The 13,424-nt window shown below is 63.7% G+C and carries 10 protein-coding genes; 8 read left to right on the plus strand and 2 right to left on the minus strand.

Going from position 1 to position 13,424, the window contains the following annotated elements:
- The first annotated feature begins 23 nt into the window (after nt 1-23).
- Both BLS75_RS21580 and rarD read left to right on the plus strand, forming a co-directional pair.
- Complete coding sequence (locus BLS75_RS21580; protein WP_011063872.1) at nt 24-998, plus strand: serine/threonine protein kinase; 975 nt, start codon at nt 24-26, stop codon at nt 996-998.
- Between the two features lie 239 nt (nt 999-1,237).
- A complete protein-coding gene (gene rarD, locus BLS75_RS21585) occupies nt 1,238-2,125 on the plus strand; it encodes an EamA family transporter RarD (RefSeq protein ID WP_011063873.1) in 888 nt (295 codons plus the stop codon).
- Nucleotides 2,126-2,347: 222 nt separating this feature from the next.
- On the opposite strand, the gene BLS75_RS21590 is transcribed toward rarD, so the two are convergent.
- Nucleotides 2,348-2,866 (minus strand): glycine cleavage system transcriptional repressor, encoded by a 519-nt coding sequence (locus BLS75_RS21590; protein ID WP_011063874.1) that lies wholly within the window; start codon nt 2,864-2,866, stop codon nt 2,348-2,350.
- Nucleotides 2,867-3,410: 544 nt separating this feature from the next.
- Between BLS75_RS21590 and BLS75_RS21595 the strand changes: the two genes are divergently transcribed.
- Nucleotides 3,411-5,588: a malate synthase G gene (locus BLS75_RS21595; protein ID WP_011063875.1), complete on the plus strand. Its 2,178-nt coding sequence runs from the start codon at nt 3,411-3,413 to the stop codon at nt 5,586-5,588.
- A 79-nt stretch (nt 5,589-5,667) separates the two neighbouring features.
- Here BLS75_RS21595 and BLS75_RS21600 read toward each other — a convergent pair whose 3' ends face one another.
- A complete protein-coding gene (locus tag BLS75_RS21600; RefSeq protein ID WP_015637278.1) occupies nt 5,668-6,114 on the minus strand; it encodes a response regulator in 447 nt (148 codons plus the stop codon).
- 258 nt (nt 6,115-6,372) lie between these two features.
- On the opposite strand from BLS75_RS21600, the gene BLS75_RS21605 reads away from it, so the two are divergent.
- The 5 genes from BLS75_RS21605 to BLS75_RS21625 all read left to right on the plus strand — a co-directional run bounded on the left by BLS75_RS21605 (nt 6,373) and on the right by BLS75_RS21625 (nt 13,410).
- Nucleotides 6,373-8,307: a putative nucleotidyltransferase substrate binding domain-containing protein gene (locus tag BLS75_RS21605; RefSeq protein WP_015637279.1), complete on the plus strand. Its 1,935-nt coding sequence runs from the start codon at nt 6,373-6,375 to the stop codon at nt 8,305-8,307.
- On the plus strand, nt 8,304-9,011 hold the full coding sequence (locus tag BLS75_RS21610; RefSeq protein WP_072451759.1) for a 3'-5' exonuclease: 708 nt from the start codon (nt 8,304-8,306) through the stop codon (nt 9,009-9,011). The genes BLS75_RS21605 and BLS75_RS21610 overlap by 4 nt, the downstream gene beginning before the upstream one ends.
- A 265-nt stretch (nt 9,012-9,276) precedes the next feature.
- Nucleotides 9,277-9,795, plus strand: coding sequence for an RNA polymerase sigma factor (locus BLS75_RS21615; RefSeq protein WP_011063879.1), 519 nt, complete (start codon nt 9,277-9,279; stop codon nt 9,793-9,795).
- Nucleotides 9,792-10,769 carry a FecR domain-containing protein gene (locus BLS75_RS21620; RefSeq protein ID WP_053154256.1) on the plus strand — a complete coding sequence of 326 codons (978 nt, stop codon included), beginning with the start codon at nt 9,792-9,794 and terminating at the stop codon, nt 10,767-10,769. The genes BLS75_RS21615 and BLS75_RS21620 overlap by 4 nt, the downstream gene beginning before the upstream one ends.
- Before the next feature lie 181 nt (nt 10,770-10,950).
- The gene (locus BLS75_RS21625; protein WP_072451760.1) at nt 10,951-13,410 is read left to right on the plus strand and encodes a TonB-dependent siderophore receptor; all 2,460 of its coding nucleotides are present in this window, start codon (nt 10,951-10,953) and stop codon (nt 13,408-13,410) included.
- The last annotated feature ends 14 nt before the right edge of the window (nt 13,411-13,424 follow it).

A 13,424-nucleotide genomic window follows, 5' to 3' on the forward strand; every position in this document is an offset into this window, starting at 1 on the left:
GCCTGCTGCGCGCAGGAGTAAGCATGTCGCACCCGTTTGAAACACTGACCCCCGATCTGGTCCTGGACGCCGTTGAAAGCATCGGCTTTCTCAGCGACGCCCGCGTGCTGGCGCTCAACAGCTACGAAAATCGCGTCTATCAAGTCGGCATCGACGAAAGCGAGCCACTGATCGCCAAGTTCTACCGGCCCCAGCGCTGGACCAACGAAGCGATCCTGGAAGAACACCGCTTCACCTTCGAACTCGCCGAATGCGACGTGCCGGTGGTGGCGCCGATCATTCACGACGGCGCCAGCCTGTTCGAACACGCGGGCTTTCGTTTCGCCCTGTTTCCCCGCCGCGGCGGCCGCGCACCGGAGCCAGGCAACCTGGACCAGCTCTACCGACTCGGCCAGTTGCTGGGCCGCCTGCACGCGGTGGGTGCCACCCGCCCGTTCGAACACCGCGAAGCCCTGGGGGTGAAGAACTTCGGTCACGATTCCCTGGCAACCCTGCTGCAGGGCAACTTCATCCCCAAGAGCCTGCTGCCAGCCTACGAGTCGGTGGCCCGGGACCTGCTCAAGCGGGTGGAAGAGGTCTACCAGGCCACGCCACACCAGAACATCCGGATGCACGGCGACTGCCACCCCGGCAACATGATGTGCCGCGACGAGATGTTCCATATTGTCGACCTGGATGACTGCCGCATGGGCCCGGCGGTGCAGGACCTGTGGATGATGCTCGCCGGCGACCGCCAGGAATGCCTGGGCCAGTTGTCCGAGTTGATGGATGGCTACAGCGAGTTCCATGATTTCGACCCGCGGGAGCTGGCCCTGATCGAACCACTGCGAGCCTTGCGCCTGATGCACTACAGCGCCTGGCTGGCACGACGCTGGGACGACCCGGCGTTCCCCCACAGTTTCCCCTGGTTCGGCAGCGAGCGTTATTGGGGCGATCAGGTGCTGGCCTTGCGCGAACAGCTGGCGGCCCTCAACGAAGAACCCCTCAAGCTGTTCTGACCCGGCCTGCAGTAGCCGGCTTGCCAGCGAAAGGGGCCCGAGAAACCGCCTTCGCCGACAAGCCGGCGTCCACACCAGGGCGCCAGCCGTAGGAGCTGGCTTGCCAGCGAAAGGGCCCGAGAGATTGCCCTCGTCGGCAAGCCGGCGTCCACAGTGGGCGGCGGGGTAAAAGTCAGGACAGGTCTAGACAATTGTCCTTACAATTGCGGCTTTGTTAGCTGCCTAAGCAAGGATTCTGCATGCAAGCCGCCAACCCGCGCCGCGGGTACATCCTGGGTCTGACCGCCTACATCATCTGGGGTCTGTTCCCGCTCTATTTCAAAGCTATCGCCAGCGTTCCCGCGGTCGAGATCATCATCCACCGGGTGCTCTGGTCGGCGCTGTTCGGCGCCCTGCTGCTGATGGTGTGGAAGCACCCCGGCTGGTGGCGCGAACTGCGAGACAACCCCAGGCGCCTGGCGATCCTGGCCCTGAGCGGCACCCTGATCGCCGCCAACTGGCTGACCTACGTCTGGTCGGTAAACAACGGGCGCATGCTCGAAGCCAGCCTGGGCTACTACATCAACCCACTGGTCAACGTGCTGCTGGGCATGCTGATTCTTGGCGAACGCCTGCGGCGCATGCAGTGGCTGGCGGTGATCCTGGCGGCGGTGGGCGTGGCCCAGCAAGTGTGGCAGGTAGGCAGCCTGCCCTGGGTCTCGCTGATGCTGGCGCTGAGCTTCGGCTTCTACGGGCTGATCCGCAAGCAGGCGCCGGTCAAGGCCCTGCCCGGCCTGGTGGTGGAAACCTGGATGCTGGTGCCCATCGCTCTGGGTTGGCTGCTGCTGCACCCCGATGCCAGCAGTGCCCATGCCGAGTTCTGGAGCAGTTCCCAGGCCTGGTGGCTGGTGGCTGCCGGCCCGGTGACCCTGGTACCTCTGGTGTGCTTCAACGCTGCCGCGCGGGACCTGCCCTACACCACCCTGGGTTTCCTCCAGTACCTGGCTCCCACCCTGGTGCTGCTGCAGGCCGTGCTGCTGTTCGACGAGCACCTGTCCTCCAGCACCCTGCTGGCCTTCATGTTTATCTGGGCCGGCCTGGCAGTATATAGCGTGGATGCCTGGCTCAGCCTGCGCGGGCGTCGCTGATCAATAAACGTACAAAGCCCTGCAGGCCACGTTCTTCGTGGCTTGCAGCAGTTCTTCCCAAGGTTATCCACAGCCTGGTCCCCGCCCTTTGTGCACAAGCCCTTGAAACTGCTGGTTTTTTGATCAACTGGCGCAACGCCGCGCTGGCTCTGGGCCAGGGCCTGGTCTCTACAGGTTATCCACAGGCACATGCACGGTTTACTGGGATAACCCTCACAAGGCTCAGGGCTCGCTGCGCAGGACCAATTCCACCATCAAGTCGTCCGCCAGGGTTTCCAGGCGCGCCTGCAGCACTTCCAGGGACAGGGTCAGGGGCACCGCAAGGATCGCCTCGGCGTGGAACAGCGGCTCGCTGCTCATGGGCGCTGGGCGCACCTCGGTCACCAAGCGCTCCAGGTTCACCCCCTGCTCGGCCAGCAGCCGGGTGATGTCGCGCACGATTCCCGGGCGGTCGTTGCCCACCAGTTCCATGGCGATGGGTTTCCAGGTGCAGGACTGCTCCACGCCGCTTTCGGCGATCAGCACGCGAATGCCCTGGGCCGACAAGCCTTGCAGGGCATCCACCAGTTCATCGTAGGCTTCGGCCGGCACTGCCACCCGCAGGATCCCGGCGAACTGCCCGGCCATGCGTGACAGGCGGCTTTCCAGCCAGTTGCCGCCATGCTCGGCGATGCACTGGGCAATGCGCTCGACCTGGCCGGCCTTGTCCGGGGCGAATACCGTGAGAACGAGATGGTCCATGGCGCAGCCCTCTTTGAGCAATGAAAGATCCAGTATAGGCAGCCTCATTCCCCGCGCCTTCCAGCCCATATGGCAGCAGCTTGTGCAGGACAGCGAATGCGCCCGCAAGGCCGACGCCAACCCCGAAGGCCCATTCGCCGGCAAGCCGGCTCCTACGAGGGGGCGCAAGGCAAAACACAAATCGTGTACAACTTTTTGTATTTATATGGAACAATCCACCGGCTTTTTGAGAACATCGCATTCCCCTGCGTGACCGCACTGCACTTTAAAGTCGCGGAACGACGCTTTTAGTCTAATTTTCACAACCGCAGTTCATCATGTAGTATGCCGCAGCGCGCACTACATAACGTTGGAACGATGTCCGCCAAGGCCTGATCGCAACCCCCGCAACAGCCCGTCAGCAAGGCTCCGCCGTTGATTGGAAGGACCCAGCCGCCAGCGATGGCATGTACTGGAGAACAGGGTTGTGCTTTAAATGGCCGCCGGCTTCATTGTTAATTTGAAGAGCTGAAAAGCGAAATAGCTGAGCAGAGTGAGGCAAGCAATGACTGAGCACGTTCAAGTCGGTGGCCTGCAGGTCGCCAGAGTCCTGTTCGACTTCGTGAACAACGAAGCCATTCCCGGTACCGGCCTCACCGCCGACTCGTTCTGGGCCGGTGCAGACAAGGTCATTCACGACCTGGCGCCGAAGAACAAAGCCCTACTCGCCAAACGCGATGATTTCCAGGCACGTATCGATGCCTGGCACCAGTCCCGTGCCGGCCAGGCGCATGACGCTGTGGCTTATAAAGCCTTCTTGCAAGACATCGGTTACCTGCTGCCAGAAGCGGCGGATTTCCAGGCCACGACGCAAAACGTCGATGAGGAGATCGCCCACATGGCCGGCCCGCAGCTGGTGGTGCCGGTGATGAATGCGCGCTTCGCCCTCAACGCTTCCAACGCTCGCTGGGGCTCGCTGTACGACGCCCTGTACGGCACCGATGCCATCAGCGAAGCCGATGGTGCGGAAAAAGGCAAAGGCTACAACAAGGTCCGCGGCGACAAGGTCATCGCCTTCGCCCGCGCCTTCCTCGATGAATCCGCGCCGCTGACTGCCGGCTCCCACGTGGACTCGGTGAGCTACAAGATCGTCGGCGGCAAGCTGGTGGTCGGCCTCAAGGGCGGCAGCAACAGCGGCCTGCGCAACGACGCGCAACTGATCGGCTACCAGGGCGACGCTGCGGCCCCTACCGCGATCCTGCTCAAGCACAACGGCCTGCACTTCGAGATCCAGATCGACGCCACAAGCCCGGTCGGCCAGACCGACGCCGCCGGGGTCAAGGACCTGCTGATGGAAGCGGCCCTGACCACCATCATGGACTGCGAAGACTCGGTCGCCGCAGTGGATGCCGACGACAAGGTGGTGATCTACCGCAACTGGCTCGGCCTGATGAAAGGTGACCTGGCGGAAGAAGTTTCCAAGGGTGGCAAGTCCTTCACCCGCACCATGAACGCCGACCGCGAATACACCGGGGTCAATGGCGAGCCAGTGAAACTGCACGGTCGCTCGCTGCTGTTCGTGCGCAACGTAGGCCACCTGATGACCATCGATGCGATCCTCGACAAGGATGGCAACGAAGTGCCGGAAGGCATCCTCGACGGCCTGGTCACCAGCCTGGCGTCGATCCACAACCTCAACGGCAACACGTCGCGCAAGAACAGCCGCACCGGCTCGATGTACATCGTCAAGCCGAAGATGCACGGCCCTGAAGAAGCGGCGTTCACCAACGAGCTGTTCGGCCGCATCGAAGAGGTGCTGAACCTGCCGCGCAACACCCTGAAAGTCGGGATCATGGACGAGGAGCGCCGCACCACGGTCAACCTCAAGGCCTGCATCAAGGCGGCCAGCGAGCGCGTGGTGTTCATCAACACCGGCTTCCTCGACCGCACCGGCGACGAAATCCACACCTCCATGGAGGCCGGCGCCATGGTGCGCAAGGCCGACATGAAGGCCGAAAAATGGATCGGCGCCTACGAGAACTGGAACGTCGATATCGGCCTGAGCACCGGCCTGCAAGGTCGCGCGCAAATCGGCAAGGGCATGTGGGCGATGCCGGACCTGATGGCAGCGATGCTCGAACAGAAAATCGCTCACCCACTGGCCGGCGCCAACACTGCCTGGGTTCCATCCCCGACCGCCGCTGCGCTGCACGCGCTGCACTATCACAAGGTCGACGTATTCGCCCGCCAGGCCGAACTGGCCAAGCGTGCCCGCGCCTCGGTGGACGACATCCTGACCATCCCGCTGGCGGTCAACCCGAGCTGGACGCCGGAGCAGATCAAGAACGAACTGGACAACAACGCCCAGGGCATTCTCGGTTACGTGGTGCGCTGGATCGACCAGGGCGTGGGCTGTTCGAAAGTGCCGGACATCAATGACGTCGGCCTGATGGAAGACCGCGCCACCCTGCGTATCTCCAGCCAGCACATCGCCAACTGGCTGCGCCACGGCGTGGTCACCCAGGAGCAAGTGCTGGAAAGCCTCAAGCGCATGGCTCCGGTGGTTGACCGGCAGAACGCCAGCGACCCGCTGTACCGTCCTCTGGCACCAGACTTCGACAGCAACATCGCCTTCCAGGCCGCCCTGGAACTGGTGATCGAAGGCACCAAGCAGCCAAACGGCTACACCGAGCCGGTCCTGCACCGCCGGCGTCGCGAGTTCAAGGCCAAGAACGGTCTGTAAGCCCGCGTAACCAGCAGTAATTAAAAAAGCCCCGGTCGCAAGGCCGGGGCTTTTTTTCGCCTGTGTGGCAAGGGATCGGCTAGAGCACCACGCCCAGCTCGTGCTTGACCAGGGCCAGCAGCTTGGTGGTGTCGATCGGCTTGAGCAGGAAGTCCACCACGCTCAGGTGCATGGCGGCGATGGCATCGCGGACATCGGCGTCGCCGGAAATGATGATGATCGGCAGCGCCGCCCGCTCCGATTCACGCACCTGGCGGATCAGGTCCAGGCCATTGCAGGGCGCCATGCGCAGATCGGTGATCAACAGGCCGATGGATTTATTCGATTCAAGCAACTCAAGTGCGGCCTTGCCACTGGCCGCCGTGATGCAACGGATGCCATCCAGGCCAAGAATCTCCGCAAGCAGCTCCCGTGCATCCTTGTCGTCATCGGCGATCAGCACCCGCTGGGGCGGCAGATCCGGTTCCAGCATGACCGCACTCAGGGCCTCGCGCTCGGCGTCACTCAAAATATCGTGGTCGGGCATACATTTCTCTACATGAACAGATCAATCCCCTAGCACAGTGGTCAGACATCGCTAAGCAGGCCTCCAATGTGCACTTCGTCGGAAAAATTGCCAAGAGTCTTGATCAGAGCTTTTTCGCATTGATTGCCGACGCTTCAAAGCCAAATGTCCGGCCCCTAGGGCGCTACCTAGACTTACGTCCAATGGGCACCCCAGACGTTGCAGCCGACCATGCCGTGATCCGACCACAACAAATCCAAAAAGACTGCGGTAATCGTTATGAGTAAAGCGGACGCCTTCACCCAGGCCGGGAAGACCGCGGTGTTGCAGAACATCCAGGGGACCGTGCAGTTCCTGCAACGGTTCCCGCCGTTCAACCAGATGGAGCAGCTGCATCTGGCCTACCTGGTAGAACAATGCCAACTGCGCTTCTACGGCCCCGGCGACAGCATCATCAAGCCGGCCGACGGCCCGGTTGAGCACTTCTATATCGTCAAGCAGGGCCGCGTGGTGGGCGAACGCACACACGCCGCCAAGGGCAGCACCGAGACCACCTTCGAAATCACTTCCGGCGAGTGTTTCCCCCTGGCCGCGCTGCTGGGCGAGCGCGCGACCCGCACCGAGCATCGCGCCGCCGAAGATACGTTCTGCCTGCAACTGAACAAGGGCGCTTTCATCAAGCTGTTCGCCCTGTCCGCGGAGTTTCGCGACTTCGCCCTGCGTGGAGTCAGCAGCCTGCTGGACCAGGTCAACCAGCAAGTCAAACAGAAAGCCGTGGAAACCCTCGGCACCCAGTATTCCCTGAACACCCGCCTGGGCGAGCTGGCCATGCGTCATCCGGTGGCCTGTTCACCGCAGACGCCGCTGCGCGAAGCCGTGGCGCTGATGCATGAGCAGCAGGTCGGCAGCATCGTCGTGGTGGACGAACGCAAGGCCCCGCTGGGGATCTTCACCCTGCGCGACCTGCGCCAGGTGGTGGCCGACGGCACCCAGGACCTCAACCAGCCCATCGAACAGCACATGACCCAGGCGCCGTTCTTCCTCAGCCCGGACCACAGCGCCTTCGACGCCGCCATCGCCATGACCGAGCGGCATATCGCCCACGTCTGCCTGGTGAAAGAACAGCGCCTGTGCGGGGTGGTTTCCGAGCGCGATCTGTTTTCCCTGCAGCGGGTCGACCTGGTGCACCTGGCGCGGACCATCCGCAACGCGCCCCGGGTCGAACACCTGGTGGCGCTGCGGGGCGAGATCGGCCAGTTGGTGGAGCGCATGCTGGCCCACGGCGCCTCCTCGACCCAGATCACCCATATCATCACCCTGCTCAACGATCACACCGTGTGCCGGGTCATCGAACTGACCCTGGCCGACAAGGGCGACCCCGGCGTGCCTTTCAGCTGGCTGTGCTTTGGCAGTGAAGGCCGACGCGAACAGACCCTGCACACCGACCAGGACAACGGCATCCTGTTCGAGGCCCGGGACGCGGCCCACGCGGCAGAAATCCGCGGCAAGCTGCTACCCATCGCCCAGCAGATCAACCAGAGCCTGGCCATGTGCGGTTTCACCCTGTGCAAGGGCAACATCATGGCCGGCAACCCCGAGCTGTGCCTGTCCCGTGCTGAATGGGCCCGGCGCTTCGCGGCCTTCATCCGCGAGGCCACCCCGGAAAACCTGCTGGGTTCGAGCATCTATTTCGACCTGCGGGTGGTCTGGGGCGATGAACAGAGCGCCGAACAACTGCGTCGGGGCATCCTCGACCAGGTGGCGGACAACCGTCTGTTCCAACGCATGATGGCGGAAAACGCCCTGCGCCAGCGCCCGCCCGTGGGGCGTTTTCGCGAGTTCGTGCTGGCCAGGAAAAATGGCGAAAAGGCCACCCTGGACCTCAAGGTCCAGGGCCTCACCCCCTTCGTCGACGGTGCCCGGCTGCTGGCCCTGGCCAACGGCATCGGCGCGATCAATACCCTGGAGCGCCTGCGCCAGCTGGTGTCCAAACAAGTGATCGAGCCCCTGGACGGCGCCGCCTATGAAGAGGCCTATCACTTCATCCAGCAGACCCGCATGCAGCAGCACCAGCGCCAGACCCGGGAGAACCAGCCCTATTCCAACCGGGTCGACCCGGACAGCCTGAACCACCTGGACCGGCGCATCCTGCGTGAATCCCTGCGCCAGGCCCAGCGCCTGCAAAGCAGCCTGGCCTTGCGGTACCAGCTATGAGCCTGTTTGCCTGGTTCCGCCCCGCAGTCAGCCTGCTGAGTGCCGAGCAGCAACAACGGCGCGACCGCCTGCCCGCCTTTACCGAACTGGGTGACGGCAGCCTGCGCGAACAGCGCTGGGTAGTGGTGGACGTGGAAACCACCGGCCTCAACCTCAACCGCGACCAGGTGCTGTCCATTGGCGCGGTGGTGATCGAAGACGGTGCCATCGACTTCAGCCAGCAGTTCGAGCGCACCCTGCAACGCGAGGGCCACAAGCTCAGCCCCAGCGTACTGATCCACGGCCTGGGGCCCAGCGCCATCGCCGCCGGCTGTGATCCGGTGGAGGCCCTGCTGGATTTCATGGAGTTCGTCGGCGACAGCCCGCTGCTGGCCTTTCATGCCCCGTTCGACCAGCACATGCTCGGCCGGGCGCTGAAGGACAGCCTGGGCTACCGCCTGCAACACAGCTTCCTCGATGTAGCGGACATGGCGCCGTTGCTGTGCCCCCAGGCCCAGATCCGCGAAGCCGGGCTGGACGACTGGGTGCGCTGGTTCAACCTGCAAGTGGTGGAGCGGCATAACGCGGCGGCCGATGCCCTGGCCACCGCGGAGCTGGCGCTGATCCTGTTCAACCGCGCCCGCCAGCAGCAGATCCACAGCCCGCTGAACCTGCAACAGCGCCTGGGCCAGTGGAAACGCCGGCAGCAGGCACCTTCGTTCTGAGCCAACGCACTGTGGCGAGGGAGCTTGCTCCCGCTCGGCCGCGCCGCGGCCGTAGAACCTGATGGATCTAACAGATACAACGCCTTGGGCGCGCTGCGCACGCCAACGGGAGCCAGTTTCCTCGACACAACTGGTTCCTTGTCTTGGGCACCCGCCCTCTTTCAGCCACAAGGCAGCCGACCAGCGTGAATTGCGCCACTGTTTCGCCTCTGCCACAATCGCGAATAATTCTCGTTAGTTTAAACTTCTCGATTGGTGAGTTCCGTTGTCGTCAGTCCAAAGCCCTCACAATGAGCTGGTTGGTGCGTTGTATCGCGACCATCGTGGTTGGCTGTTGGCCTGGCTACGGCGCAACGTTGCCTGCAGCCAGCGGGCCGAGGACCTGAGCCAGGACACCTTCGTGCGCCTGCTGGGCCGCGACGAACTCAAGGCGCCCCGGGAGCCGCGGGCGTTTCTGGTGGCCATCGCCAAGGGCCTGCTGTTCGACTATTTCCGGCGCGCCGCGCTGGAACAGGCTTACCTCAGCGAACTGATGCTGATCCCCGAAGGCGAACAACCGTCGCCCGAAGAACAGCAGATGATCCTCGAAGACCTCAAGGCCATCGACCGCCTGCTGGGCAAGCTCTCCAGCAAGGCGCGCATGGCCTTCCTCTATAACCGCCTCGACGGCCTGAGCCACGCCGAGATCGCCGAACGCCTGGGGGTCTCGGTGCCAAGGGTGCGCCAATACCTGGCCCAGGGCATCCGCCAGTGCTACATCGCCCTGTACGGGGAGCCGCTATGACCCCCATGAGTTCCAAGCCGGTGTCGGCCCAGGTGCTGGATGCCGCCATCGCCTGGCAGCTGTCGCTGGATGGCGGCGCCAGTGCCGTGGAGCGCGAAGAGTTTGCCAAGTGGCACGCTGCCCATGAAGAACACGCCCGCGCCTGGCGCCAGCTGGGCATGCTCGACCAGCGCTTTGGCGTGGCCACCGGCCCGGCCCGCAACGCCTTGCTGCAATCGCGCGAAGGCTTGCGCCGGCGGGTACGCAAGCTGGGTCGCGGGGTCGCCAGCGTCGTGCTGTTCGGCGCCCTGGCGCTGTTTGCCGGGGAACGCTACCTGCCGATGGACTACTGGCTGGCAGACCAGCGCACCGCCACCGGCGAGCAGCGCACCCTGCGCCTGGCCGACGGCACGGTGATCAACCTCAATACCCACAGTGCGCTGGATGTGCGCTTCGACGAGAAGCAGCGGCGGATCGTGCTTCAGGAAGGCGAGATCCTGATCGAGACCGGGCACAACGACAGCCGGCCGTTCATCGTCGAAACCCGCGACGGCCGCATGCGCGCCCTGGGCACGCGGTTCCTGGTCAAGCGCGAGGACCAGGGCACCCGCCTCGGGGTGCTGCAATCGGCGGTGGCGGCGCGGCCGCAAGCCGGTCAGGACGAGCACGTGTTCAAGGAAGGCCAGCAAGTGCTGATGCGCCGCGATGGCCTCGGCCCGCTGCAGGCCCTGAACCTGGGGGCCGACGCCTGGACCCGGGGCATGCTGGTGGTGGACAACGCCCGGCTCGGTGACCTGATCGATGAGCTGGGCCGTTACCGCCGTGGTCACCTGGGCGTCGCACCGGAACTGGCCGACCTGCGGATCACCGGCAGTTTCCCATTGCAGGACACGGACCTCGCGCTCAATGCCCTGCTGCCGACCCTGCCGGTGAAGATCGAACGGCACACTCCCTGGTGGGTGACGGTGGTGGCCAAGGCCGACGCCAAGCACTGAGGTCGGTGTCGCAGCCTTCGCCGGCAAGCTGGCTCCTGCACCGATCCCGTAGGAGCTGGCTTGCCGGCGAATTAGCCTCAATCAGTCTAAATCTAAATTATTTTCAATCCGCCCCTATCACTTTTCCAATCTCGTCCGGCACCTAGGCAATTGCGAAACATTTCCATTCAGGAGCCGCCGTATGTCCCGCCCGCTAGACACCCTGTTGCGCCCCAGTCTCTTGGCCGTTGCCATCGCCCTCTGCGCCCCCCTGGCCAGCCCGGCGCTGATGGCTGCCGAACAGTCCACCAGCGTGCGCGCCTACAACCTGCCGGCCGCACCGCTGGCCAGCACCCTGAACCAGATCGCCAGCCAGGCCGGCCTGGCCCTGAGCCTGAATCCGTCCCTGGCGGCGGGCAAGACTTCGGCCCCGGTCATGGGCCAGTTCGATGCACCGGGCGCCCTGCGTGAGGCCCTGCGTGGCACCGGCCTGCAACTGGAGCACAGCAGCGCCGGCACCTACAGCCTGGTGGCCACACCGGAAGGTGTAGTGGCCTTGCCGCAAACCAGTATCAGCGGCCAGAGCAGCTATGAAACGGCATGGGGACCAGTCGAGGGCTACATGGCCAAGCGCACTGCCGTCGGCACCAAGACCGATACCGAACTGCGTGAAGTGCCTCGCTCCATCTCCGTCGCTACCCGTGAACAGATGAGCGACCGTGCGGTACAGAACCTCGACGATGCCGTGCGCTACATGCCCGGCGTCACCGCCAGCAGCTACGGCAGCGACAGCCGCGCCGAGTGGCTGAAGGTGCGGGGCTTCGAACCCACCCAGTTCCTCGATGGCCTGCCCCTGCCAAAGGGCACCTACACCATGCCCAAGCTGGAAACCTGGGACCTGGAGCGTGTAGCCCTGCTCCGCGGCCCGGCGTCTTCGGTCTACGGCCAGACACCACCCGGGGGCTTGCTGGACATGGTCAGCCGCCGCCCGGAAGACAGCAGCAGCCACGAAGTGCAACTGCAGATCGGCAGTTACCAGCGCAAGCAGATCAGCTTCGACAGCACCGGCCCCATCGATGACGAAGGGCGATTCCTGTATCGCGTCAGCGGCGTGGTCCGCGACAGCAACACCGCCATCGAGCACAACCAGGACAAGCGTTACAACCTGGCCCCCAGCCTGACCTGGAACATTGACGAAGACACCAAGCTGACCTTCCTCAGCCAGTTCAATCGTGACGATACCGGCATCACCAGCCAGTTCCTGCCGTTGCAGGGCACCAAACTGGCGAGCCCGGCAGGCGAGATCAAGTACCACAAGAACCTTGGCGATCCGAGCTGGGAATACTACGACAAGACCTACTACGCACTGGGTTACGCCTTCGAGCACCGCCTGGATGACGTCTGGCAGTTCCGCCAGAACCTGCGCTACACCAAGAGCGATCTGTCGTTCCAGGGCATTACCGCCGGTGGCAGCTATTGGCCCAATAAGCCCGACCAGGCGGTGAGTGCCGACGGCACCGTGCGCCGTGGCGCCAACATCGTCAACGAGGACATCAGCCAGTTCGCCGTGGACAACAACTTCCAGGCCGACTTCGACACCGGCGAGCTCAAGCACACCCTGTTGCTGGGCCTGGACTACCAGCGCGTCAACACCAACTACAAGTGGCTGTACGGTGAAGCGCCCACCAGCAACATCATCAACCCGGTCTACGGTCAGGATTTCAGCAAAGTCGCCTACTTTGCCTACAACGACTACAACCAGAAGCGCCAGGGCACCGGCCTCTACGTCCAGGACCAGATGGCCCTGGACAACTGGCGCCTGACCCTGGGCGGGCGCCAGGACTGGCTGCACACCGAATCCCGGTTCTACAACATCGCCAACAAGCCCCACGATGAGCGCAACGACCAGGCCTTCACCGGCAACGCGGCCCTCAGCTACGTCTTCGATTCCGGCTTCACCCCTTACATCTCCTACGCCGAATCCTTCCAGGCCGAAGCCGGCGGCAACGCCAAGGGCCAGGCCTTCGAGCCCAGCACCGGCAAGCAATACGAACTGGGCCTCAAGTACCAGCCTCCTGGCAGCGACATGCTGTTCACTGCCGCGGTGTACGACCTGACCCGGCAGAACATCGTCCTTACCGACAGCCTGGGTGTCAGCCGGCCCCTGGGGGAAGCCAAGGTCCGTGGTTTCGAGCTGGAAGCGGTGGGCAACGTCAATGAGAACCTCAAGCTGACGGCGGCCTATACCTATGCCAACAGCAAGATGACCAAGGTCGGCGACCCTCAGGACAAGAACCGCCCACTGCCATTGACCCCGGAAAACCAGGCCTCGATCTGGGCCGACTACACCTGGCACAACGGCTTGCTGGACGGCTTCGGCGCAGGCTTCGGCGCCCGCTATATCGGCGAGACCAACAACGTGCCGGCAGGCAACCTGGCCTATGTCGCGCGCAAATCCGACGGCGATACCGCGTCCTACACCGTGTATGACGCCGCGGTGCACTACGATCTCGGCCGCCTGGACAGCTCGCTCAAGGGCGCCAGCGTGGCCCTCAACGCCAACAACGTGTTCGACAAGGAATACATGTCGACCTGCGACGGCACCTACTGCTACTACGGCGACCGCCGCAACGTCATGGCCAGCGTGAATTACAAATTCTAAGAAGGGAAAACCCT

Origin of the sequence: Pseudomonas sp. NFPP12 (assembly GCF_900103205.1) — a bacterium.
In the GTDB taxonomy this organism is placed as follows: domain Bacteria; phylum Pseudomonadota; class Gammaproteobacteria; order Pseudomonadales; family Pseudomonadaceae; genus Aquipseudomonas; species Aquipseudomonas protegens.